Source organism: Rhizobium cauense, from assembly GCF_019511525.1.
In the GTDB taxonomy this organism is placed as follows: Bacteria; Pseudomonadota; Alphaproteobacteria; order Rhizobiales; family Rhizobiaceae; genus Rhizobium; species Rhizobium cauense.
In genome coordinates this window covers 443845-468128 of the sequence record NZ_JAEUAT010000003.1, presented here as the reverse complement: position 1 = coordinate 468128, position 24284 = coordinate 443845, and the positions used below count along the sequence as shown (strand labels likewise).

Below are 24284 nucleotides of genomic sequence, written 5' to 3'. Positions count from 1 at the left end.
GTCGCCGCAACTCGCGGAAAATGGAAGAACCCGGCAACACCTCATGAAGACCGCAGATCCGGAATTGATGCGCGCGATCAATCGCTTGAACGTGCTGGATACGATCCGCCGTCATGGGCCGATTTCCCGGGTCGAGATCAGTGAACGCACGCAGTTATCAACGACGACTGTTTCCGCCATCACTGCCTCTCTGCTCGATGACGGCCTGATCCTGCCTCGCCACGAGGGTGATATCCGCAACGAAGCGGCCCGTGGGCGCCCGCGTGTCATGCTTGAACTCAATCCGGATGCTGCGCGCGTCGTGGGTGCCAAGATCGCAGCCAACCGCCTGGTATTCGTGGTGACCGATTTTCGTGGGGATGTGCTCTCCAACCTCACCCTGCCTATCCGGATCGATCGTCAGCCAATCGGAGTTATTGCAGACTTGGTCGAGGACGGTGTGCGTCGGTGCGTCGTCGACGCCGGTCTGTCACTTGAGGACGTGGACACGGTTTGCCTTGGCCTTCCCGGCGTCATCGAACACCGAACGGGTCATATCCGCAGCAGCCCCATATTTCGTGACACAAACGTCGATTTTGCCAGCGAGATGACAAGCCGGCTCAATACACCGACGATCGTCGAAAGCGATGCACACGCAATCACGCTTGCCCACCATTGGTTCGGGAAGGCCCGCGATCTCGAAGATATGGTGGTGATTTCGCTGGAGCAGACGCTTGGGCTTGGGGTTTTGCACGACAATCAGCTTTTCCGAGGCGCCGGTGGGCTCAGTCACAATCTCGGGGATCTGGTTCTTGGTATGGGACCGCGCGGCATCGTGCGGCTGTCGAGCCAGGCCGGCGAAAGCGAAATCCTTGGCGAACAGCCCGTTGGCGGACGCTTTGCAGAGGCGATCCGACTGGGACGCGGCATGACGCATGCTCAGGCGCTGATCAGGGCAGAAGACAGCGGCCTGATCAATGCAGCGATCCGCGCGGGTGAAGCGGTCGGGGTTGCTATCGCCAATATTGTCACCCTGTTTGCGCCGCCGCGCGTGATCATTGTCGGGTCCAGCCTGGCACTTGGCGAGCCGTTTCTCGACAGCCTGCGCAACGCTTTCGCTCTTGCCATTCCGCCCTCGCTGAAGGGCGTTGCCGAACTCGTATTCGACGACTCGACAGACAATTTCTGGGCTCAGGGGGCCGCCGCGGTAGCGCTTTACGAGCTCTACGAGTCGCCCTGGAACACCACCGGCCCAGCGCTCTGAGCCACAAAATCACGACATCCAACGGGAGGAAATCATGGAACGAGTCGGTATCGGCATCATCGGGTGCGGAAATATTTCTGGCGCTTATCTGAAGGCGATGGCGTCCTTTCCCATTCTTGATGTTCGAGGGGTGGCGGACCTCAATCATGCGCTTGCGGAAGCAAAGGCTGGCGAATTCAATGTGCCCGCAAAAAGGATCGAGGAGCTTTTTGCTGATCCGACAGTCGAGATCATCGTCAATCTGACAATCCCGAAGGCGCATGTTGCGGTTGGTCTTCAGGCCCTCGATGCCGGCAAGCACGCCTATTCCGAGAAGCCACTCGGTATCACTTTCGAGGAAGGAAAGAAGTTGGCGGACGTCGCCAAGGCCAAGGGCCTTCGCATCGGCGCGGCCCCTGACACGTTCCTTGGAGGCGGACACCAGACGGCTCGCGCCCTCATCGATAAAGGCGTCATCGGCCAGCCGGTTGGCGGCACGGCAACCTTCATGTGCCCTGGGCACGAACGATGGCACCCTAACCCGGCCTTCTACTACGAGGTTGGTGGTGGGCCGATGCTCGACATGGGCCCGTACTATATTACCGACCTCGTCAATCTTTTCGGTCCAGTAGCAAAGGTCGCTGGCTTTGCGGTGAGCCCACGAAAGGAGCGCGTTATCACCAGTGAGCCAAGAAACGGCGAGCGCATTCCCGTGCATGTTCCAACCCATGTTGCTGGTCTTATGGCTTTTGAGAATGGGGCAGTGGTGCAGATCGGAATGAGTTTTGATGTTGCCGGCCACAAGCACGTGCCGCTGGAGATCTACGGCACTGAAGGCACTTTGATTGTTCCGGATCCGAACCACTTTGGCGGCGATGTTGAATTGCTGAAGAAGGGTGGTGTTTTCGAGCAGCAACCCCTGACGGCGCCTTATGCCGATGGGAACTACCGTTCGATCGGTGTGGCTGATCTCGCCCATGCGATCCGTTCCAACCGTCCGCATCGCGCCAGCGGCAGTCTGGCACTGCACGTTCTCGAAGTTATGGAGGCTTTCCATACGGCTTCCGAGACCGGAAGAACGGTTGACATAACCACACAAACCGAGCGGCCGATGCCGCTGTCGGAATCGCTCGTCGACGGCCGCTTGGCCAAGTAACCATCTGGAGGAAAATATGCGGGAAGCACTTATCGTCTGGGGCGGCTGGAGTGGCCACGAACCACAGGAGTGCGCGGCTATCATCAAGGACATGCTGGAAGAGGACGGCTTCAAGGTCTATGTTGAACATACGACCGAAGCGTTCGCGGATCCGTCGGTCCATGACCTCAGCCTCGTCGTACCGATCGTGACGATGTCGAAGATCGAAAAGGAAGAGATCAAGAACCTTGCGGCGGCGATTGAAGGTGGTGTCGGCATTGCCGGGTACCATGGCGGCGCTGGTGACAGCTTTCGAGAGTGCGTCGAGTACCAGTTCATCATCGGCGGGCAATGGGTCGCCCACCCGGGTAACATCATCGACTACATGGTCAATATTACGCGGCCGGACGATCCGGTCATGGAAGGCATCACTGACTTCCCCTATACCTCTGAGCAATATTACATGCACGTCGACCCGTCGAACGAGGTGCTTGCAACGACGAAGTTCACAGGCGACCACGCCTATTGGATCGATGGTGTCGTCATGCCAGTCGCCTGGAAGCGCAAATACGGCAAGGGGCGTGTCTTCTATTCCTCGCTCGGTCACCAGGCAAAGGAATTTCTCGTGCCAGAAATGAAGGCGATTTTCCGGCGTGGTGCGAACTGGGCGGCGCGCTGACAGCTGGATAGCTAAAGGCACCTGTGCCATCGCGCCCAGCCTCTAACTGAAGAGGCGAACTGGTTCTTGAAGCCAAACCGCTTGTGTTGAAAAAGGTGCAAGCGGTTTTCTTCTCCGGAGACGTGCCATCAATCGCGTTGTCTGCCATCGCTCGCAACAGCCGGCTGGTGACCGAGGCCCGAATACCCGTTTCGCGCCCCCCGCATCTCGGACATAGCTTGCCGATCAGATCTCGAAGCGTCTCCAGTCCATTGGAGGAGCCATCCACAGCATCACGAGCGAACGTTGCTTTGAGAGGGGGTGCGTGCGATGCAAGCGCGAGGAGTCTGCGTCCAGCGGGGTCACTTGTGCGCAAGCACTGTCGTACCCGATGTGAATTGAAGATCGTAGAAAATCCTCACGGACAGGACAACACCAGCGATCAGGACGACGACCCCCGCACCTTCAAACGGGGTGGGCCAACGTTCATGCGCGATAAGTCCGCCCACCACACCGAAAGCTGTTTCGGAGACGATCAATTGCGCGGCCAATGCAACGGGCAGTGTTCGTGACGCGATGTTCCAGGCCCAAACCCCGCATACTGTTGCAAGCAGGGCCAAAGATGTTCCCCAAACATATAGATTGCCAGCAGCGCTCCAGCCGAAACCCAACATCGGAAGCTGGAAGAGGTCCATCGCGGCACCGACAGGATAGAAGGCCAGCATCAAGACGCCGCCGCTGACCAAAATCAGCGCCGTCCATACGCCGTTGGGCATTTCTGGTCGGGCGGCCAGTGCTCCCTGATTGGCGAGGGCAAACCATACCCAAAGCCCTACGGCCGCGAGTGCGAGCGGCACGCCAAGCCACAATGAACGGACAAAATTCAATCCTTCAGCCGTGAAAGCCGTACCGTTGACGAGAAAGAGGCCAGACAGCACCAGCACCAAAGGGATCACAAGGGATCGCCATGGCAGTGATCCCTGACGCTGATTGCCAATGACCATCAAAACGATCGGCACAAGACCGAGAAAGGCCGGAGCGACGACCGGGCCGGCAAAGATGGCCGCTCCCGTCACGGTCAGGAAATAACCAACCATATCCGATGAAGGCGAGCCAGACGGCCTGCAGGTAGTTCCGAAACGTGAGATGACGCATGACGCGTTTTTCCGAGAACAGAATGCAAAGGCCGACAAAGGCTGAGACAACATGGCGAACAAGGGCAAAATCGAAGGTGGAAAACTCACCGATGATGATGGGGACAACGAAGTTCAGCGAAAAGGCAAAGGCCGCAAAGAGAGCAGCGAACACACCAACGTAAAAGTGCCGGTTCATCATGGTCACCCCTTTTGAAATTGCATCGCCAGAGTTTGACCTCCGCGACGCCCGACGACGTCGGTTCGCAATCAAGCGAGACCTTGAGGTCGGGCGAGTGGCAAATTACCGGCCGCACGCATTGGCCGATACCCAGCCAAAATGAGAACCACCCTCTCGTGGCTCGTCGGTGGGATCAACACGTCCGGGCTCCGCCCCGTCGGAAGAATCTTGGCGCGCAAGTGCGTTACGGCAAATCAGAAGGCTGAAGGGCTCCCCAGTGAAGGCGGAGAGTCCGCGTTAGGCCGTGACCAGTCATCCGGGGAATAGTTGATATAGCTTAGAGGCCGCTCGCCAAATACGCAAGAAACCTCCGCAGTTTGCTAGATCTAGCAAGCCCACGGCAGCATCGCCAAGCCCTATATGACCCGTGTGCAGGGGGTCATGCCTGCGTTTGCCCCAGCAGTTCCGCCAATCGTTCTTGCCAATGCGGATTAAGCCGTCTTAGCGGTTCTAAGGTATCGCCTGGCGGGTTCTCCATTTCGCTCATCAGTTCGTGCGATGATCTTGCCTCTGCAAGGCGCCCGACAGCCACATAGCAGCAGGCTAGCGTTTCTTGGACCGGCCGCCACGCGGGGCGCACCTTTCGGGCTCTCACCGCAGCAGCTAGCGCGTTGGTTCCGTCGCCTGCAAACAAGTGGGCCAGCGCCAGAAAATTGAGCCAAACGAAGTTCTGTGGGTCGTTGGCATTCAACATGAGGCCATGTTCTAGTGATGCAATGGCACTGGGTGCACTACCCCTAAAGAGCTCCGCCATTCCCAAGACAAGGTGGCCAAGCGCGAAGCTCGGGCTGATTTCGATCGCCCTTTCGGCGGCAAAGATCGCCTGTTCGGGTGCATTCGCGTACGCGCTGCAGATCGCCAACGCGTAATGAGTGTACGGGTTCTTTTCGTCGAGCCGAACTGCCGCCAAGGCGGCGTCCAATCCTTCCCTGATGTCCTCGGGAGGATGCTCGCTCCATCCATAGGCGACGATGCCTGCGCTCACGCGACCAAGCCAGAGATGGGCTTCGGCAAGTTCGGGGTCAAGCCGACACGCCTCCCTGAATAGTTCTCGTGCCACTAGGTGGGTCTGCTGGCCAACGTGGTGGAAATGCCAGGTCCCCTGCCGCACTATCTCCCACGCCGTCATATTTCCAGTGTGCCGCGCCGCCGCGGGGAGTGACGCCGTCTTTAGCAATTCTGGCTCAATCGCGCCTGCGATCCTCTCCGCGATGGCGTCTTGAACTGAGAATGCCTCTTTCATTTCCACATCATAGCGTTCGGCCCAGAGTTCACTGGCCGAGGTGGTCTCGACCAGTTGAGTTGAGACCCGAAGGCGACCTCCAGAGCGGCGCACGCTTCCTTCGAGCACATAACCGACACCCAGTTCTTGGCCCACCTGCTTGGCGCTGACAGACTTGTTCCTGTAGACGAAACTTGAATTACGCCCGATCACTCGAAACCACCGAAATCGCGTGAGTGCAGTGATTACGTCTTCGGTGATGCCATCCACCAGATACGCTTGTTGCTTGTCATTGCTCAAATTGGCAAACGGGAGGACCACAATCGATGGCCTGCCGGAATTTACGGGCGAACCGGGCGACGCCGCTGGCGGATCAGGGGCAGCAGAGTGCAGGCTCTTCACCCGGCCGGCAAAGCGATATCCCGTACGAGGTACCGTGGCGATCCAGTGGGGCCCCTCCGGTTGGGGGCCTAGCATCTTGCGCAAGGCGGCGATCTGAACCGAGAGATTGCTCTCCTCAACGATAGCGGCGGGCCAGGCAGCCTCCATCAGCGCGGATTTGCTGACGACCTGCGTCGAGGCCCGCACGAGCGCGTGCAACAGCAACAAGCCCTTATAGCCAATTGCCACCCGCCGCCCTTCACAAGTCAGTGTGCCGCATTGCATGTCGAGAATGAACGCCCCGAACTCGAACCGCTGCGGAGCGACGCTCTCGGCCACCGCCTCTTTGGAAGATTTCAGAACTTTTCGCCCTCCCATTAAGGACTCCAGTTGGTCTTTTTGTGATCCTTTGCGCAGGTCGACCAGACTATCACAGGGGAGATCAAAATGACGATTTCAAAAGAACGAACCGATGCAGGTCCAGGCCTCTCGGGGGGCAAGGCCTTGGTATCCAAAGGGGACGCGGGATACCGAGCTGAACAGGGATCCGATTACCTGCCTGGCGTCAGTGCGGAGTCAGTTGGCTCAACAGCACTGTGGCTCGGTATCGCTACGATCCCGCCTGGGAGACGCACCAAGGCGCATGCGCATGAGCGTCACGAGAGCGCCTTCTACATGTTGAGCGGTGAAGGGTTGGAGCTGTGGAGTGGCGACGAACTCCAGCACCGCGATGTTATGCAACCAGGAGACTATCTGTATATACCCGCGAACGTCTTGCACGTGGCCGTCAATCGGGGAACCCAACCCGCCGTGTTTGTCGGGGCGCGCAACGAGCCAACAGCGCAGGAAAGCGTTGTTCTTTATCCTGAAATGGATTCCCGAGTGCCGTGACAGAAGGGAGACTGCTTGGTGGGTTAGCAGTCATCCGGTGCTAATCCCTTGCATTCAACTGTATCCATCAAGTTTGCAAACGCAAAAGCGAAAGGCTGTTCGAGGCCAGACCGGTGGATCGCCCTCTGTGAGACAGACGTAGCTAGTTGTTCGTATTGCTAAAGCGCCGCGTAGCTACGCCAGAGAACGTAGAGGCTGACGCAAAGTATCACCCACCTGAAGACCTGCGCGAGGACGTTCCTGTAATTTGCCAGTCGCGTGGCGGCAATCGTGCCGACAATACCACCACCAATGCCACCTAGAATGAAGTAGCCCGCAGTCAACCAGTCGACAAAGCCCGACGCGGCATAGTTCACAGCCGTCGCCAATCCGAAAGTGCCAACCGCAAGCAGCGAGGTCCCAATCGCGTTTATGAGGGGCATGCCCGTTGCGACGAGGAGACCGGGGACGATAAGGAAACCGCCCCCTATTCCGAAAAGGCCGGAACATCCGCCGGCAAAAAGCGCGATCAGGCTTGTCTTTCCGTGTGCCCGTATCGTCAGCGACTGCGCCGTCACGCCCGCTTGGCTCCTCGTCCTTTTCATAATGAAACTCACGAGCATCATCAGGAGGCCAAACATGAAAAGCAGGCTTTGGCCGTCGATGAGTTTCCCCAGACTGGACCCCAGGTAGGCACCGAGACATCCGGCGATCGCAAAAATCAATGCGCATCGCCACCAGACATGACCCTTCAACGCATGGCCGGCCAAATTGAGATACGCGTTGGCCGAAACAGCGAGAGCCCCTGTGCCAATCGCCGTGTGAACATCGCGCATTCCGACAACATACACCAGCAACGGCGTTGCGAGGATTGATCCGCCTCCCCCGAGCAAACCGAGAATGCAGCCGATCAGCGATCCTGAGCCGAGAGCGAGCATAAGTTGGGGGAGAGTGCCATCCACGTTGTTACGCGCCCCACGCCGATCCCGACAATGCATTGAGGGGGATTTTTAGATAACGACGGCCGTTGTCCTCGGTCGGCGGCAGTTCCCCTCCCCGGATATTCACCTGCAGCGCGTGCAAGATTAGCTTCGGCATGGGCAGGATCCTGTCGCGGGCTTCGCGCAAGCTGATGAAGTCGCTTCGCGATTGGCCGGCGACATGCGGGTTATTCCTACGCTGCTCTGCAACCGAGCTTTCCCACAGGGCCTGACGTCCTTGCGGCATGTAATCATGGCCGGTGAAGAGGCGTGTCTCTTCCGGCAGGTTCAGGATGTTCTGGATCGACTGCCACAGGCTTGCTGCGCTGCCACCTGGAAAATCAGCGCGGGCGGCCGCTATCGGGCATGAAAAGCGTATCATGGATGAAGGCTGCGTTGCCAACGACGTAGGTAATCGACGCCAGGGTATGGCCGGGCGAATGCATAACGCGAACGTTGAGCTCGCCGATACTGAAAGTGTCGCCATCACAAAAAAGCCGATCCCATTGCGAACCGTCGCACGCGAAATCATGCCAGTTGTAGATATCTTTCCAGATCTGCTGCACTGCCGTCACATGCTGACCGATCGCTGTCGGCGCTCCGGTCTTTGCCTTGAGAAAACTGGCCGCCGAAAAGTGATCTGCATGAGGATGAGTGTCTAAAATCCATCCAAGCTTCAGGTCGTTTTCCTCGATGTAGTCGAGGATGATCGTCGCATTGGTCGAAGCAGTCGTGCCGGACTTCTCATCGAAATCAAGCACCGGGTCGATGATGGCGCATTGCCTTGTTTTCGGGCACGACACGACATACTGGATGCTGCAAGTGCGAGGGTCGTAAAATCCCGCGACCTCAGGCTTTTGCATAGGTGCTGCCCTCTCGTGCTCCTCCACGCGCAAAGAAGATCGCGCGGCTCGGATCGACGTCGTAATCCTTTTCGAAGGTCGTCGCGTCAGCAGCGATAGTTGCTACTGAATCGAGAATGAACTGCACCTTCTCGTCTGGTAGCAGCACACTAAAGTTCAGCCGTACAAAGCCGGGCTTCTTTAGTTCGTCTCCCGAGAGAATGGCCTGTCTGATCTCTTCGGATTGCTGTTCATCAATCGAGAGCAGTCGGTGGACATAGGGCCCGGCACAAGCGCAGCCACCGCGCGCCTGGATCCCGAAGCGATCACTTAGCATTCGCGTCACCAGTTGTTGGTGCACGTAGCCGCCTTTCCCGTTCCTCACTCTGAAGGAAAAGATCGGCAGCCGATCGATATTGGACAGACCGAGCAACTCCAGTTGTGGGAGGTCCTTCCATGCTTTGAAGGCACGTCGTGCAACGTCGTGATTGCGCCTCGTCATCGCATCAGCCCCGATCGCATCCTTGACGATGAATGCAAGGGCCGCGCGGATATCACCGACCACGTTCGGCGTGCCGGCTTCCTCGCGGGATTCGAGACTGTCGCTATAATCGTGCGCTTGCGGTGAGACGAACTTCACCGTACCACCACCCGGCCACGTCGGTTTTCTCATCGAAAGTCCGGCGCGCCGAAGGATCAGGATTCCGGAGGCACCTGGACCACCGATAAACTTGTGCGGCGAAACAACGATCGCGTCGATTTCCGCATCAGCGGCGGGTGACATGGAAATCGGCACATAGGGGCCGGCCCCCGCATAGTCCCAAATCATCTTTGCGCCATGAGCTTTGACCATCGCAGTAATCGCCGCAACGTTGCTGGTGATGCCGGTGATGTTTGATGCGGCGGACAGCGTGCACACCGTCAATTCGGCATTGCCGTCCTTCAGCGCATCTGTCAGCAGCGACAGGTCAGGCCCGCCCGATGGGCTCTCGGCGATTTCGACAACCTCAGCACCACTTTCTCGCCAGGGCAGAATGTTGGAGTGATGCTCGTAAGGGCCAACAATAATGCGAACGTGCTTACCTGCCGAAACCGCCTCGGTGATGCCATACAGATTGATGAGGCGATTAATGCCAGACGTCGCGCCCGAGCCCGTGAAAATCACCGCATGTTCTTCATTCGCCCCGCAGAATTCCGCGATCGTCGCGCGAGCTTCCCGGCGCATACGGGTCATGAACGCTCCGCAGTAGGAAGCCTCCGTGTGACTGTTGGCGTAGTAGGGGAGGATGTCTTCCAGAATGAAACGTTCGATTTGGTGGAGCGCACGACCGGATGCAACGTAGTCTGCATAGACCATTTCCTTCACCCCGTACGGGCCGGCGATCTTCGCGTGCGATCCGACGAGTCCCTCCCGCAGGTCGTCCATCACGCCGCTCCGTTTCAAACTCCTGCGAAAGCTGGAAATTGGGGATTCGGTTTGTCGTGTCGCAGGTGGTGCAAAGTCCACGATCGTTCTCCTCGGCCTCGTGCGTTGACACCGATCGTATCCTCCTTCACGTTCAATTGAATCACCTAATTTTTACGAGTTCTTACGAATGTTGGGTCAGATGAACGAAGAACATACCAAGATAGACGATTTTGATATGAAGATTCTGAGTGCGATGCAGCAAGACGCCAATCTTTCTCAGCGCGATCTCGCGGAGAAGATCGGCTTGTCTCAAAATGCCTGCTGGCGACGACTGCAGCGGCTGCATTCAATTGGCCTGATCAAAGGCGCACACTGCGATATCGATCTCCAGGCGTTGGGGTTTGACCTGACTGTCTTCGTGATGATCCGGACTCGCCACCATTCAAAGGAATGGAGCGAAGGGTTCCGCGCGCATGTCGAGGGTCTGCCGGAGGTGATCGATTTTTATCGGATCGGTGGAGATTGGGACTATCTGATCAAGGTCATCACCAAAGGCATGTCCGGCTACGACGCATTTTATCAGAAGTTGATCACGAACTTCGACCTTGCAACGGTCACAGGCTTCTTTTCCATGGAAGCGATCATCAACAATCGGCCGGCCGATCTGAGAAAACTGACCTCCAAGGCCCCGGGGTCCACCCGGCCGAAACCTACCCTGACGCGTGACCGCCTCTAGTGCCTCAGCAAACACCCGAATTCTTCCGCGAGCGTTAAGTTCTCACCGCAAATGCGCGCTTTGGGGGAAGCAAGCAGCAACATTTTCGGCCGGATCAGGAACGCCATTTTGCGGAAGGCATAGGCAATGCGTCCCGCTCAGCCCGCTTCTCCTCGATACGACTTGCCTCCCTGAAAACGGCGGGAAGGTGCCGCCAACCTCCTCGTCAGAACCGTCATGGCGTGGGGGGTGACTAGATAACGAATTCCTCCGCGTACGTCTGTGGCTCAGCAACAACCGTAACCTCTACCGGAATGATCCAGTTGGCCGCGTAGCTCTCGGAGTCGGAGCGCTGGAGGTCGGGCTGCACGGACCCCGCCTCATCGATCGCGCGACATCGCAGTGTGTATCGCCCCACTTTCTCAGGGGTCCACACATACTCCCACAAGCGCCATGCAAAGGGATGTTCTGTTTCAAGGAGCCTTCCCTCGCGCCAGCCGCTGCCATCTCCGGTGCACACCTGCACCTGACGGACAACAGCCTCTCCACTCCAAGCTGCTCCGAAAATCCGATACGGTCGGCCGACGATGAGATGCGCCCCCTGTACGGGACGCGCGATCTGCGCTTTGACCTCCATCTCCGCAAGGGGGACCAGTCTTGGCTCCCCGAGGCTACGCTCCCAACGGAAATAGTCGCGTGCCTGCCAGTAGCCAAGGAACGGTCGCTCCACAACCGTGATATGAGTAATCCACTTCACCCAAGCCATGCCGAACCAGCCACCCACGACCGCGCGTAGCGGGTAGCCGTGATCGCGCGTTAACGGTTCCTCGTTCATCGAATAGGCAAGGATCGTGCTGTCAGCGATTGCCTTCTCAAGCGGTAAACTACGCGCAAAAGCGATGGGGCCGGGAGAGGCCGTTTTCTTGTTCGTGTCGACGATTCCACTGTCTGCGCCTGCGAGCAGAACCTCACATGCGGTTCGCTTAACGCCCGCCATTTCCAAAATCTCGCGCAGACGAACACCTTTCCATGCGGCATTGCCGACCGCGCCGTTCTGCCACTGCAACCCCTCCTTCGGCGGCACATAGTAGACGCGCCCATTCCCTGCGCACTCAACAACGGCGGTGAGGGTCGTGCTGCGCATCGCCTTGATGGTGTCGAGGTCAAGCTCGATCGGCCGCTCCACCGCTCCGTCAACCCGCAATCTCCAGTCTCGCGCATCGAGGTCCGGCGACGGGAAATGGTTTCGCACGAAGAACAGCCCGGTTGGGATCAGCCAGTCGGAGAGCGACGCAAACGGAAACTCGATGTTCGGTGGGGATTTCTGTCGAACTATTAGACTGGGCTGCTCTGGTGTCGGCATCGCTTTCGTCTCCCCTTCCAAGAGCACAACCTCGGCTCTCGCTCGCGAATTCCGGTTTGATCACACCGCCCCTCGCCGTGCGTCTGTAGCGTTAGGCCTTTGGCCGCATCCTAACACATACCACACGTTCCTCGGATCGCCGTCTAACGGCAGCAAGCCGCCCCCAGTCCGGCCGTTCAGGCCATGCGCCGAAGCTCCTGAAAGCCGCTTCGCTGCAGTAGGAAGCTTCGGAACGCGTACTCATCGCTCGCCAGCGAGATTGAACTCTGATCTTGGAAATGGGCGCCTGGGCAACGCTGGGGATACCGGTCTTGGGCTGTTACCAGACGGCAAATGGTCATGCGCTTCTATCATCAAAGTCGTGCAGATTTCCATATTTCGATCTTCAAGGTAACATTCGCAGGCGCATTGGGCGCGACACAGGAGATGGCTGGTGACCCGCGTGCAAATTTCGCAGGACGTCTGACATGGGCGCGACCTCAAGCCGGAGACCCACTGGTGTGCGGCAATTCCTTGACCTTGTGCAGCAGCGGGAGTGGATAGCGGGCGAGATCGAGTTGCCGGACGCGAGCGACCGCGTAGAGTCTCTTGAACAGCGTTTCAAGTATGTCGCTCGATTTGAGAAGCTCCGTACCCGCCCGCAAGCAGGGGCAGCCCTGGAGATTCTCGGGCTATACGGTCCAAGCTGTATTCCGATACTGCGCAAGACCGAGCGCTATTACTGGTCGGTGTCCTGTCTGCCGTCGACTTCGGACAAACCGCTCATTCGCGTCAATGCGAGCTGGATGGAGCTTTTCACGCTCTATGCCAAGGGTGACGATATCAGCGCCCGATTCATCGTGCACCTCTCGGATTTCACTACAGATCGTTCAGCCACGCCGAGCCGAGTGGACGAAGCTTTTCTCGTGCAAAGCGTCGTAGAGGCAGAGGACGTCAGTTATTTCTTCCCGCGTGGTGAGGACATTTTCGGCATCAATGTGCGTGGCGCTGGGTCGATCCGCAAATTCCTCGCGAGCCGCCGCGTGGTGAGTGCCATTCGCACGTTCAATCTGACGCATATGAACCGTGGGCGGAACGCCTATCAGGCGAGCCACTGCTACAGCGTGGCCGACTACATGCAGGCAGATTGAAGGGTTTGTGCACGCCATTCGACGTCGCAGTGCCACTTCGCGATGCCCGCGCCCGCATACCAAGCGGCTTTGCGCCCTCATCTCGGCCGTTGAGGTGAGCTGCCGTCGCCTGAAAGCGAACAATGCCATCGCAGGGGTAACCTGGGACGATTGTTGTTCAGGCACTACGGGTGGAGAAGACCAGCAACATATTGTTGGTAGGCATGTCGATCGTCTCGCGGAGTTTAAGTCCAGTGGCCCCACCCACTTGCTCAAGGTCAGCGATATCACGCAGGCCCCAGGATGGGTTTTTCTCCTTTAGAGCCGCATCGAAAGCAGCGTTCGAGGGAGCATTGTGTGCGCCGTCGCGCATGAATGGGCCGTAGAGAACAAGAAGCCCACCAGTGCGAAGCAAACGGCCGGCTCCTGCGAACAACCCTAAGCTTGCTGCCCATGGCGCGATATGGATCATATTGATCGATACGATGGCGTCAAAACGCCCCGTCTGTTCGACGCCCCATCGTCCTGAGCACACGTCGATATCCAGCGGTGCCAGCACATTCGTCAGCCCTGCGAATTTGATCCAGCTTGAGGTGCTGGTGCGCGCGTCGGCATCCGGATCGCTTGGCTGCCAGGTGAGGTTGGGCATTCCTCCCGCAAAACACACGGCGTGCTCGCCGGTCCCGCAACCAATCTCCAGTACGGCGCCATGTGTTGGAAGGACACGTTTCAGGGCCGCGAGGATCGGTGCCGAATTTCGGGCAACGGAAGGCGAGAACATGCGCTGGTCGGCGCTTACGTCGCGCAGTTCCAGCGCAACAGGCGAGCGGTCATCCTTTTCTGTGGGCATGGGTCGTGAATCCCTTTGGGCGATGTCTCCCACCCTATAGCTGAAATGGTGGGAGAGAAACCAAGGATTCCGGACTTCAGAAGGCTGCGTCAGCGATTGTCCCTCCTGTCACATCTCTGGCAGGCCGGCCTTTCGGAAACCGTCGACAAAGTGGTCTCGTACAGATGCATCACGCAGCGGTTGGGAGCCGACCCAATGGCCGATAGTGAAATGAGGGTGGGCGATCAGGAACAACTCTGCTTCTCGGCGCGCCTCCTCAAGGTGGCCCAACTGCGCAAGCGCAGCTGCCAGGAATTTGCGAGAGTTGGTACGGTATGTGTCTTCCCTACGGAGCGTCGCTGTTGCCGCCTCATAGTCACGCGCAGCATATTGCGCCTGCCCGAGATGACAAAGATACCAGCAGGTTGGATAGGGATTGAGCCGCAGAGCCTTTTCGATCTGCGCTACTCCGTCGGCAATCCTGCCGTCCAGCACGGACATGTCCGACATGGCGGCCCAGGTGTCGGCGTGGTTGGGGTCCAGCTCCAGGGCCTTGGCGAAGGCGGCCTCCGATTCCTCCCATCGGCGCTCATAAGCCAAAATCGTCCCCAGAACGTAATGGCAGCCGGCATCGTTGGGATCAAGGTCGACCGCCCTCTGCGCGAACGCCACCGCCATCCGACGATTAGGATCTTCGGGCTCGCCGAAGTGGGTCCAAGCAAGCCAACGGTTATAGGCGAGTAGACTGAGCGCCTCTGCATAGGATGGCTCGAGCTTAACCGCGCGTTGGAGCAGCATATAGGCCTCACGCTCAGTTTGCGGCGACTCTTCCGTCAGACGGCGGGCGCGCACGCACAGATCGTAGGCCTCAAGGTTCGTCGGCCGATTGCGCTGGGCCGGGATGGTCAGACGGCCTACGAGGGCCTCAACTATCTTGGCGTTAACTTCATCCTGTAACTCGAAAACATCTTCCACCGTCCTGTCAAACCGGTCGGCCCACAATTGCTCACCGCCAAGCGTGTCGATCAATTGGGCCTTGATGCGGATACGGCCCATTGCGCGTCTGGCACTCCCCTGGAGGATGTAGCGGACGCCGAGGTCCTGGGCGACCAGCCGTATGTCAACCGGCTTGCCCTTGTAGCCGTTCACGGAATTGCGCGCGATGACGAAGAGGCCAGCCGTTCGGGAAAGATCGATGATCAAGTCCTCGGTCAGGCCGTCCACGAAAGGCGCGTCCGCTTCATCCCCGCTCATATTCGTGAACGGCAATACAGCAATCGAGGGACATTCGGGCAGCGGCAATATGCTCGGCAGCGCATCTGGCCAATGCCACACGTGCACGGGGCGAGACAGGTTCTTCAGGTAGCGCTCGCCTCCATCAATGAACCGGTCATCAATCTTGCCGATGATCTCGCCGTGAACATTGGCGGAAATGCAGATACCTCCGGGTGCGGCCTGCGTCTCGAGGCGTGCCGCGACATTGACGCCGTCGCCGAGGACGTCGGAACCGTCGTCAACGACATCTCCGAGATTGACGCCTACACGCAAAAGCATGCGCCGGTCTCCGGAAACAACAGAGGCGGCCCGTTGCATTTCCAATGCTGCTGAAACCGCACGGACCGCGCTAGCGAACTCGATCAAGAATCCGTCGCCCATGATCTTGAAGATGCGGCCGTTGTTGCGCATCACCGCCGGCTCAATAATGCCAGAACGGAGTTCCTTGAGGTTCGCCAGCGTTGCGACCTCATCAGCCTCCATCAGGCGTGAAAATCCCACCACATCGGCAACGACGATGGCAGCAAGGCGACGCTGAAGAGATTGATCCGTCATAAGAGGACAAGCCTAACGACTGAGTTAGCAAGTTATTGTTCAACTGCGGGTGAGTCAACAAGCGGTAAAAGAAAGTGTGCAGGCGATCTCCACCTTCATCGCCGCAGATGGAGCGCGCAGGAAGTTTAGCTTAGTTCGCAAGGTCCCGGCAAATATCAGCCTCAGTTTCCCGCCAGCAGGTTTCGAGTCCCCACCAAGGGTTGAGCTCGGTTATCGTTAGAATGGCGTCCGGGGCGGCTGGGGCAACCTCGTATAGTTCGAATATCTCCAGCAGCGATCGTTCGCTGGCCTCATGCAACTTTTGCCGAACGGCCGGAAGCCGCAACATAAGGCGGGCTCTCCCGCGATTCGCTGCTTCCCTATCAATAGAATCCTGCGCCATCGAGCGTACCCCTAGAGGAAACATGGCAGCGCCGATCGCTACATGGAAGTCAGAGGCCTCCTGTCCGCAATGGGGCCGTAAGCAGACCTCCACGTCATGGGCTATGATGTCCGCTTTGGTGGTTGGGTGTCTTCCCAGTGGACGGTCGGCCATTGGCCCCAACACGGACAACTGGCGACCTTGGGCCCGAACGACTACTTTGCGCCCCCATTTCGGTCGTTGAACGAACCATGGCGTCCGCTCGAAAGCGGACAGCCGAACAACTGGACGAGGTGGCATCTTTTGCGCCCGCATCCCGGACATAGCTTGCACCCCAGCAAAATCCCATAAACGGACATCTCGGCTGCCAAGAGCTGCCATACCTAGACGCTGGCCGCGTTGATCGCTTCTGAGAGGGCGACGGGCGACTTCTCGCCGCCATTGCTCGGTCAACGGCGACACACATCGCGGCCCGGCCGCGTTCGGGATCCAAGGAGACGCCATGATCATCGCACCATTGGCTGACAACATCGCTGACCGTCTGAAGGTCGTAGTCATCCAACTCAACGAAATTGAGGAGAGACATAGCGGGTGCTCCGATTCGGCAAGAGCACGTATCAGCTCCCAAGCGGTCTCAGCCGATAGAATGGAACCGATGGCGACATCATACTCTGAGCTCGGAGCTTAGCAACGAACGCCTAACCCCGTCGCAGGGAATTTGACGATCGCGCCAAAAGGCTCCATTCATCCCGACAGTTCACCTCAGCACTAATGTCTTCGCTCATGCGATTTCCAACGGCTACGCGGTACACTCCTCGCAATGCCCAACGAACGAGGCAGTATCGATCGCAAAAGTGAACAAGCCACTGAGCGCTCGATTTCGTAGAACAGAATTCGCCAGGAGCGTTGGTGAGATGGCCTAGGCTTTGCATCTTGATCAGCGGACTCGCCAATAAAAAAAGGCCGGGGCGAAACCGCACCGACCTTCCTCCCATCGCTACTCATACCAGTGCCAGTACATCCGTGGTCAAAAGCGGAAAGCGATTGCGGCAAATTGCGAGCGGCAGACACGTTCCAGCGCTCATCAGCAATGCCGATGAGAGGCATATAGGCACTCGATGCATGAAACACAAGCACAATTTTTGGTTTTGTTCGCCAAGTCTGATAAAAATAAAAATTGCATGAATTACATTGCATCCGGAGCCGCGCTCAGGCATCGTCATTTCTTCAGCAGCCAATGTCACGGGCGCTGCTGCATTAGGGCTCAGAGCCCTTGCCCCAAATTGAAGGAGGACCAATATGTCTTCCGAGTTCGGCTACGTCTTACATTCCAGAGACCTCACGATGCTGCAAAGCGTCTTGGATGCGGCTGGATACAGTACTGCCAGTAGTGTTGCTCATCCTGAGCGATACAACGTCGCAGCGAAGCTGCTTTTTGAACGTTTCCAACACGGGATGACCTCCGCCGACGACCTATCCAGGGAACTGGAAAGGCATTTTGGCGGGGCGATTTCGGCAATATCTCCACCAAGCTTCGAGCGGACGCGCGCCTCCATTCAGGGGCGGCCTGTCCGGTAGAAATTCCTGGATTGTAGAATTTCTCTTCCTTCCCGATGCAGCAGGCCGATGGCATGGAACATCGCGCTAAGGCGGGGGTTGAGTGAGTGGATCGCACGGGTGAGGAATGTTTCTCCCTCATGTCGTACGCTTGCTAACTGTGGGATCCACTATTCTTGAACGTGGAATCGGAGACCCTGTGTCGGTACCGGGTTGGCTAGTCTTAGTCGTTGAACGCAACCGGGTGCTGCATACCGTTGCATCCGCAGAAGAAGCCCTTGATATGCTTTATGCGAATTGGCCGGTGACGAACGGTCGCGCCTTCTTCTCGGCAATGCAGGCCTGTGCTGGCACGGCGGCGGGTACAGTATCCCAGGGGGAAGCGCAGTCAGCATTTCTCGCAGCGGCTCTTGATGCGCGGGTCGTGTTTCGAACCGCCTAACCCAGGCCCTCGTTTTGGGATCTGTGTGCTCAAATAGCAGTATCGTCCTGCTTCTCGACGATCGAACCGAGGTGACCACTCCGCGACCGGCTACCCAATCTTCCCCTTCATTGCGGACTGCCTATGCCTATTTATCTGGAGACGGAAACAAAGCTCGGTGCCGTCGATAGTGAACTCCCACACGATTGGAGTGCGGCCATGTTAGGACACAGATGGGAAAAACCTCTCGTGCTGGGAGACAGCCGCATTCGTATGTTGTCGGCTCCCCGGAGGAGGCATTGACCTGGCTCATTCATGAACCGAACCAGAGTGCGGCCAAATGGCAGCGAGCATGGAAAGCGTGCCAAGCGGTCGTTGAGGGTCGGATGAAAACCGAAGACGCCAAGTCCACTGTTCGGCTCGCGGCTGCGCGCTGAGTCAGTCACGCACCTGGTGGCTGGCGTGAGCGCCAAAACGATAAGCTTTGACATTTCCCGTCTTACAACTTTTGCGGTCCATTACTCGCTCCGGATCGAGTGCCCATTAGCTCCAGCGATATTGTGAACACATCGGGGAGCGGCGCAAAGGCAGGCGGACGTCAGCTAGGGGTCGATCCCCGACCTTGGCGGCAAAAGCCCCTATGTCCTCCCAGCAGACGGTCCGAAAGCGGCCGCGTGAATCCTTGATCTCACGCTTTTTCCTGAAGGCCATGATGGCCGAAAGGAGAACTAAAATGGGTATTGCACAATACGATCCTGCCGCAATGGGCCGACCGGCCTGGAACGCCTGCCGAAAAGTCGGCGTCAAGAAGCCCTTGAAACAGCGCAGATTTGGGCGATCCGCTTCTTGCTAGACCGAGAGGGGCGCATGAGAGATCGCGCGCTGTTTGATCTCGCGATCGATAGTAAGCTCCGGGGCTGCGATCTAGTTAAGATCAAAATTGGGACTCTTGTCACAGGTCAAGAAATTCGAACCCGCTCGAAAGTGGACAGCCGAACAACTCGACGAGGTGGCATCTTTGCGCCTCGAAACAGTGATTGCTACTTGGCCGCCTTGTTGGCCTCTTGCTGAAGGCGCTTAGCCCTTAGCTGCGCGGTCTTCTCATTCCTCGCTTCGACGACAGGGTCGATTTTAGGGTCCTTACCGGTACGGGAAAGGAATTGTGTCTGGGTCAACCCAAATTCCGTTTCGGCGCGTTCTCGGCTCTTGCTCATCCGTTCATTCATTGCTGGGTACCTACCGTTAGGAAGTTAAAACGCGCGGCCTTCCGGCTGCTATCTAAAATCAGCCCGTTTAAGAACGATCAGGTTTTTGGGTTTTGACGTATATACGCGCTCCGCCACGCCAATAATTCTAGCTCGAAGGCTGTCAAACGCCGCGAGATAGGCTTGTTCCGATGTCGCTATCTCGCACGGTCCTTTCGCCAATACGTCGATGTCGACGAAGAAGCGAATTTCGAACATGCCATCGTGGCCGAGGAAGCGAACCCGCCTAGCGGACTCGTCATAGCTTCTGGCTCGGTTGGGAAACTCAATTGCCACGGAAGACCTCCCAATCTTCTGGTCGCGCAACACGCGTTGCCGACAAAGTGCCAAACCACTTCACAGTCGAGGCTGCTACATGCGGGGGCCGCATTTTAAACGCCCCGCGCTTACCAGAGGACACCCTTGAACGTGACATAGACGATGAATGCGAGGCTGATTGCCGGTGTCGATTTGACGAGAAAATCCACGTAGCAAAACCGTAGAGCGGATCGCACTAAATTGTCCGTGGAGAAAATAATAGTAGCGGAAGACATACCGTCCTCCCATGTTGGGGCTGGAACGCTTTCTGCGTCCCCACCCGGCAGCGCCCGTTTCAGAAGCTGCCGATGACTTGCATATGGTATGCCGGCAGAACAATTGCAATGCCCATCTGCATACTTGGTCGCCAGAACGAGAGGGCACCCGTAATCATACTCCGCCTTCGGCAAAAATCTCTATCAGTTGGTGGGCGATGGTGAGCCGAATTGACTCGCTATTGTCCTGCTTATGTGAGCAAGTGCTTATGCCCGGTCTAGTTCTGTTCCTGGGATCGACCACTGAGCTTTTTGGAGTCCGCTTCCCACCCCTTAGCGGACTCCTTCTGTCGATGATGGGGAAGTGGTGCTAGGTGAGGCGTATTTGCCCTTCAGACCAGCGACGGCTCTTTAGTCATCCCAGGCGTCCTGGCTGATTGATAGCGAATGCCAAGTCACCCTTGTCGGCCTAAAGAGCTGCGAATGCGACCATAAAAGTGTACATTTAATGGCGAGGACTTCGCCGCGGTGAAGGCGATACAGAGGTCAACGTTGGTGCCACCCGAAAAACGGCTCGCCTTCAATCTCTCCAAGCGAGCCGCCAATATATTACTGCCGTAGGTCTATTTGCGTCCCCCTCCCGGACGGGATTTGCCACCTGCTCCACCTGCTGTCTTGGCGTCAGCGGCCTGCCCGAAGTTTGTGCCTCCTAAATGACCCCCGCCGCTCGTATTCGCGACTTGGCGTTCTGTTCTGCGCTGGATCTCAGCCGCATCGGTTTTGCTCATTCGAAATTCACTTTTCGTTGGAGGAGTGATCGCTGCCGGACGCAGTCCGGAAGACAAAGATCGATTTTGAGAGAAAAGGTCTGCTTGACGCCAAGTGGCGCGAAACGAAGCTCGACTAGCAAACTCGATGTGGCACGCTGAGCCGCCATTGTGTTTAAACAAAGTTCGCGGTCAGCGGACGCGCTAACAAAAAGGCCGGGGCGAAACCGCACCGACCTTCCTCACATCGCTACTCACACCAGTGCCAGTACAACCGTGGTCAAAAGCAGAAAGCGATTGCGGCAATTGCGAGCGACAGATGCTTCCCAGCGCTCATCAGCAATGCCGATAGCGATCATGTAGGCACTCGCTGGATGAAACGTAAGCGCAATTTTTGGTTTTGTTCCGGAAGTCTGATGAAAATAAAAATTGCATGAATTGCATTGCGTCAGGAACCGCGCTCATGCATGCGGTGTTAAGCCCGGAACGGAGGGCACCTCGCCGCTTTCGCCAGGACGGTCCGCTAGTATCATGATCAATGCATCGCGCTCCGGCCCAAATGGGCGCTGCTTCAAAAACGAACTCAGGGTAGTTGTTGTCTCATGACCGCCCGACGACGGGTTCCCGAGGTGAACAACGACCTCTGTATGGGTCACCTCATCGTGGCCCAAGAACCACCGATCACCATTCGTGCTTGAGGCGAATTCTCTTAGATTTTCCAAGTTGACGCTCCTTCTTTGAGGAGGAACTAAGACTCTGCAGCGGAATTACCAGCAGAATTCTTGCAGACGCATTCTCCTGCCATGCAGGTTGTCCTAGAACCGCAGGCGAGCAGTCCCAAACTTCAGTTCGTCGGCGTGTCTCTTTCCCCAGCTGACCTCCGTTGTACTGGTTGAACGCATGCTCAAATCGTGATGTCGTTCAACTTCTCGGCGATTGAACTGAAGCGGGCACCCAGAGACCGACGCATTTCCTGCCTTTCATGCGTGCTGCGAGCACCCATTTATCTGAAGGTGGAACGAATACTCGATGCCGCGATAGTGAATACATTGGAGTGCGGCATGCTGGTACATCGATGGGGAACGCCTCTCGTGTTTGGAGACAACCGAATTCGTATTGTTGTCGGCTCCCCGGAGGAGGCATTGACCTGGCTCATCCACGAACCGAACCAGAGTGCGGCCAAATGGCAACGAGCATGGAAGGCGTGCCGAGCGGTCGTTGAGGGTAGGATGAAAACGGAAGACGCCAAGTCCGCCGTTCAGCTCGCGTCGACGCGCTAAGTCATTCGTGAGCGTACGCTGTATGGTCCGCTCCGCTTACTAGGCTCGCCAATTTCGATGATGCGGACCTCAGGCGGCTGCCGGGTCGAGGTCCGGCAGCCGCCTCTGCTTGATACCATCTCGACGGCTGCGCGTGTTTGGCGCTCGCTGCTGCGCGCGCGTGCATTCTCCATTGACCTGGGCGGCGGCAGTCAAACCGGACGCCGCTATAGCCCCAAGACCGAAACGGCAACTGCTGCATAGAGATCCGATCTCAACATCATCTGTCTCCTATATCGCCAAGCGGAACGCAACAACGAGCAAGCCGCAGTGGCAGAGACAAGCAGGAGCAGGTAAATGGAAGTACGTTACGGTAAACGCATGCGTAAACGCGGGTTCTGAAGTTGCTTAGGGGGCAGATTCGGACATCGACTCCGAATACTTGGATTTCCGCATTCGTCTGTGATGTCCTAGGACCGGACGTCTGGTGCCGGCCCTAATTTGGACGTCTCTCGTTGGTGAACTCACCACGTCTGTTGGGCGCAAAGCAGGCATCCCGAGCCCACCAAACGGGCTCGCAGAAAGCAGCGTTTTCGGAGCCGTCCTACCTTCGGGTTACCAGTGACGTTAGGAAAATTCCCCATTTTGGTTAGGTGCTGGGCGATCGGTCGGCATTTTACCAGGATGGCGGACTAACTCTCCAATCTGCTCAGCCATAGCGGCTGAGATCCAGTCCTTCTGTCGATATCTGGGGCCTGGTCTTGTTAATGAGATCCGTTAGCAAACGACCAGAACCGCATGCCATTGTCCAGCCAAGCGTACCGTGCCCGGAGTTGACGTAAAGATTATCAAGGACCGTCTTGCCGATGATCGGTGTTCCGTCGGGCGTCATCGGGCGCAGCCCACACCAGAACTGGGCCTTGCTTTGGTCCCCTGCTCCGCCGAACAGGTCCTCAACCGAATGCACAAGTGTTGCTTTACGACTGATCGGCAAGTCTCTGTTAAAACAGGAAATTTCGGCCATGCCGCCGACTCGTATGCGATCACCGAGGCGGGTGATAGCAATCTTGAAGGTCTCATCCATAATCGTAGAAATGGGCGCGCGGCTCTCATCGACGATGGGGATCGTGATTGAGTATCCCTTCACCGGATATATGGGGACCTTCAGCCCAAGCGGCTTCAGCAAGATTGGAGTGAAGCTGCCGAAAGCGGCGACGAAGACATCACCGTCGAATGTGCCCTTCGAGGTTTCAACTGCAGTGATCCGTCTGGTTTCGATGCTCAGCCTTTTTACGTCAATTCCGTAAGTGAAACGTGTGCCGAGCAACTCGGCGCGCCTGGCGAGTTCGTTTGTGAACTTGAAACAGTCCCCGGTCTCGTCGTTGGGCAGCCGCAATCCACCAACGATCTTGTGCTTCACCGGCCCAAGTCCTGGCTCGGCTGTGACACATTGCGTTGCGTCGAGCACTTCGAACGGCACGCCGTCCCTGGCAAGAACCTCAATGTCCTTTGTGATCGACTCGAGCTGGTCCTCGTTGCGGAAGAGCTGCAGGGTCCCTTTTGTCTGTTCGTCGTAGGGAATGGCGGTCTCGCTGCGAAGCTCGATCAGACAGTCGCGGCTGTATTCGGCAAGCCATGCGGGTCTTGTTGATCGCGTATCGTGCTGAGGTGCAGTTGCGCAACATCGCCGCCATCCAGGCCCAGGTGGCAGGGTCAAATGTTGGCCGAACGATCAGGGGCGCGTGCTTCATGAAAAGCCATTTGATGGCCTTCCGAGGAATGCCCGGCGCCGCCCAGGGCGACGCGTATCCCGGAGAGATCTCGCCCGCGTTGGCATAACTTGTCTCCAGCGCCGGGCCACTCTGGCGTTCGAATACCGTTACCTCGTGTCCTGACCTTGCAAGATAGTAGGCGGTCGTGACGCCGATAACGCCAGCTCCAAGAACGATGATCTTCATCACAAACTCCAGGAGAAAGATGCCGGATCGAATTGGTATCGGAGGTAGAAGTAACGATATCGGGGCGCAACTTTTGTGGTAGATGATATCGGCGATACGGCCAGGCTCCAAGTCTCAGGTCGTGCCTCAGGATGGTCTATTTGCCCTTCGTTTCATGAAAACCAACAACAGCGGCAGCAAGCTTGCAGCTTTCAGATCGCACCGGCTGTCTTTCACTCGTCCCGCTACTCCGAAGCTGATGATGCG

19 protein-coding genes and 4 pseudogenes are annotated in these 24284 nt (G+C 57.4%); 12 read left to right on the top strand and 11 right to left on the bottom strand.

All coding sequences use genetic code 11. The features are described 5' to 3' along the window. Positions 1 to 43 precede the first annotated feature (43 nt). Genes JNB88_RS08195 through JNB88_RS08185 form a run of 3 tightly spaced genes read left to right on the top strand, consistent with a single transcriptional unit; the run spans position 44 to position 3036 of the window. On the top strand, positions 44 to 1243 hold the full coding sequence (locus JNB88_RS08195) for an ROK family transcriptional regulator (RefSeq protein ID WP_220355017.1): 1200 nt from the start codon (positions 44 to 46) through the stop codon (positions 1241 to 1243). Between the two features lie 34 nt (positions 1244 to 1277). Beyond that, the gene (locus JNB88_RS08190) at positions 1278 to 2378 is read left to right on the top strand and encodes a Gfo/Idh/MocA family protein (RefSeq protein WP_220355016.1); all 1101 of its coding nucleotides are present in this window, start codon (positions 1278 to 1280) and stop codon (positions 2376 to 2378) included. 16 nt (positions 2379 to 2394) lie between these two features. Further along, complete coding sequence (locus tag JNB88_RS08185) at positions 2395 to 3036, top strand: ThuA domain-containing protein (RefSeq protein WP_220355015.1); 642 nt, start codon at positions 2395 to 2397, stop codon at positions 3034 to 3036. 341 nt (positions 3037 to 3377) lie between these two features. On the opposite strand, the pseudogene JNB88_RS08180 reads toward JNB88_RS08185, so the two are convergent. Continuing rightward, positions 3378 to 4287, bottom strand: a pseudogene (locus JNB88_RS08180) (DMT family transporter). Here JNB88_RS08180 and JNB88_RS33510 point away from each other — a divergent pair. Continuing rightward, on the top strand, positions 4222 to 4365 hold the full coding sequence (locus JNB88_RS33510; RefSeq protein WP_223217127.1) for a hypothetical protein: 144 nt from the start codon (positions 4222 to 4224) through the stop codon (positions 4363 to 4365). The pseudogene JNB88_RS08180 and the gene JNB88_RS33510 sit on opposite strands and share 66 nt — an antisense overlap. Before the next feature lie 403 nt (positions 4366 to 4768). Here JNB88_RS33510 and JNB88_RS08175 read toward each other — a convergent pair whose 3' ends face one another. Further along, positions 4769 to 6370: a winged helix-turn-helix domain-containing tetratricopeptide repeat protein gene (locus JNB88_RS08175; RefSeq protein WP_220355014.1), complete on the bottom strand. Its 1602-nt coding sequence runs from the start codon at positions 6368 to 6370 to the stop codon at positions 4769 to 4771. 69 nt (positions 6371 to 6439) lie between these two features. Between JNB88_RS08175 and JNB88_RS08170 the strand changes: the two genes are divergently transcribed. Further along, entirely contained in the window at positions 6440 to 6883 is a 444-nt protein-coding gene (locus JNB88_RS08170) for a cupin domain-containing protein (protein WP_220355013.1), read from the top strand. A 158-nt stretch (positions 6884 to 7041) separates the two neighbouring features. Here JNB88_RS08170 and JNB88_RS08165 read toward each other — a convergent pair whose 3' ends face one another. From JNB88_RS08165 to JNB88_RS08155, 3 genes and pseudogenes are all read right to left on the bottom strand, one after another. After that, complete coding sequence (locus JNB88_RS08165; RefSeq protein WP_220355012.1) at positions 7042 to 7860, bottom strand: sulfite exporter TauE/SafE family protein; 819 nt, start codon at positions 7858 to 7860, stop codon at positions 7042 to 7044. After that, positions 7829 to 8705 (bottom strand): annotated as a pseudogene (locus JNB88_RS08160) (MBL fold metallo-hydrolase). The gene JNB88_RS08165 and the pseudogene JNB88_RS08160 overlap by 32 nt, the downstream one beginning before the upstream one ends. After that, positions 8692 to 10191 carry an aminotransferase class V-fold PLP-dependent enzyme gene (locus JNB88_RS08155; RefSeq protein ID WP_220355011.1) on the bottom strand — a complete coding sequence of 500 codons (1500 nt, stop codon included), beginning with the start codon at positions 10189 to 10191 and terminating at the stop codon, positions 8692 to 8694. The pseudogene JNB88_RS08160 and the gene JNB88_RS08155 overlap by 14 nt, the downstream one beginning before the upstream one ends. 100 nt (positions 10192 to 10291) lie before the next feature. Here JNB88_RS08155 and JNB88_RS08150 point away from each other — a divergent pair, with 100 nt between their 5' ends. Then, positions 10292 to 10828: an Lrp/AsnC family transcriptional regulator gene (locus tag JNB88_RS08150; RefSeq protein WP_220355010.1), complete on the top strand. Its 537-nt coding sequence runs from the start codon at positions 10292 to 10294 to the stop codon at positions 10826 to 10828. Positions 10829 to 11060: 232 nt separating this feature from the next. Here JNB88_RS08150 and JNB88_RS08145 read toward each other — a convergent pair whose 3' ends face one another. After that, positions 11061 to 12170: a sulfite oxidase gene (locus JNB88_RS08145; RefSeq protein WP_220355009.1), complete on the bottom strand. Its 1110-nt coding sequence runs from the start codon at positions 12168 to 12170 to the stop codon at positions 11061 to 11063. 467 nt (positions 12171 to 12637) lie between these two features. Here JNB88_RS08145 and JNB88_RS08140 point away from each other — a divergent pair, with 467 nt between their 5' ends. Continuing rightward, positions 12638 to 13300, top strand: a complete 663-nt coding sequence (locus JNB88_RS08140) for a hypothetical protein (protein WP_220355008.1) — start codon at positions 12638 to 12640, stop codon at positions 13298 to 13300. Positions 13301 to 13457: 157 nt separating this feature from the next. Here the strand turns inward: JNB88_RS08140 and JNB88_RS08135 are convergent, their stop codons facing one another. Both JNB88_RS08135 and JNB88_RS08130 read right to left on the bottom strand, forming a co-directional pair. Further along, the gene (locus JNB88_RS08135; RefSeq protein ID WP_220355007.1) at positions 13458 to 14129 is read right to left on the bottom strand and encodes a DUF938 domain-containing protein; all 672 of its coding nucleotides are present in this window, start codon (positions 14127 to 14129) and stop codon (positions 13458 to 13460) included. 108 nt (positions 14130 to 14237) lie between these two features. Next, on the bottom strand, positions 14238 to 15938 hold the full coding sequence (locus tag JNB88_RS08130) for an adenylate/guanylate cyclase domain-containing protein (protein WP_220355006.1): 1701 nt from the start codon (positions 15936 to 15938) through the stop codon (positions 14238 to 14240). Between the two features lie 1660 nt (positions 15939 to 17598). On the opposite strand from JNB88_RS08130, the gene JNB88_RS08125 reads away from it, so the two are divergent. The 4 genes and pseudogenes from JNB88_RS08125 to JNB88_RS33500 all read left to right on the top strand — a co-directional run. Continuing rightward, positions 17599 to 17877, top strand: coding sequence for a hypothetical protein (locus tag JNB88_RS08125; RefSeq protein ID WP_220355005.1), 279 nt, complete (start codon positions 17599 to 17601; stop codon positions 17875 to 17877). Positions 17878 to 18055: 178 nt separating this feature from the next. Beyond that, a complete protein-coding gene (locus tag JNB88_RS33505) occupies positions 18056 to 18298 on the top strand; it encodes a DUF982 domain-containing protein (protein WP_338110970.1) in 243 nt (80 codons plus the stop codon). A 212-nt stretch (positions 18299 to 18510) separates the two neighbouring features. Further along, positions 18511 to 18714 carry a DUF982 domain-containing protein gene (locus JNB88_RS08115; RefSeq protein WP_223217111.1) on the top strand — a complete coding sequence of 68 codons (204 nt, stop codon included), beginning with the start codon at positions 18511 to 18513 and terminating at the stop codon, positions 18712 to 18714. A 296-nt stretch (positions 18715 to 19010) separates the two neighbouring features. Next, positions 19011 to 19285: pseudogene (locus JNB88_RS33500) on the top strand (integrase); the annotation flags it as partial. A 32-nt stretch (positions 19286 to 19317) separates the two neighbouring features. Here JNB88_RS33500 and JNB88_RS08110 read toward each other — a convergent pair. Further along, on the bottom strand, positions 19318 to 19491 hold the full coding sequence (locus tag JNB88_RS08110; protein WP_223217110.1) for a hypothetical protein: 174 nt from the start codon (positions 19489 to 19491) through the stop codon (positions 19318 to 19320). A 60-nt stretch (positions 19492 to 19551) separates the two neighbouring features. Further along, positions 19552 to 19818, bottom strand: coding sequence for a DUF1488 family protein (locus tag JNB88_RS08105; RefSeq protein WP_220355002.1), 267 nt, complete (start codon positions 19816 to 19818; stop codon positions 19552 to 19554). A 1917-nt stretch (positions 19819 to 21735) separates the two neighbouring features. Between JNB88_RS08105 and JNB88_RS34360 the strand changes: the two genes are divergently transcribed. Continuing rightward, positions 21736 to 22101 (top strand): DUF982 domain-containing protein, encoded by a 366-nt coding sequence (locus JNB88_RS34360; protein WP_338110969.1) that lies wholly within the window; start codon positions 21736 to 21738, stop codon positions 22099 to 22101. A gap of 688 nt (positions 22102 to 22789) precedes the next feature. Here JNB88_RS34360 and JNB88_RS08095 read toward each other — a convergent pair. Further along, positions 22790 to 24038 (bottom strand): annotated as a pseudogene (locus JNB88_RS08095) (D-amino acid dehydrogenase). Positions 24039 to 24284: the final 246 nt, after the last annotated feature.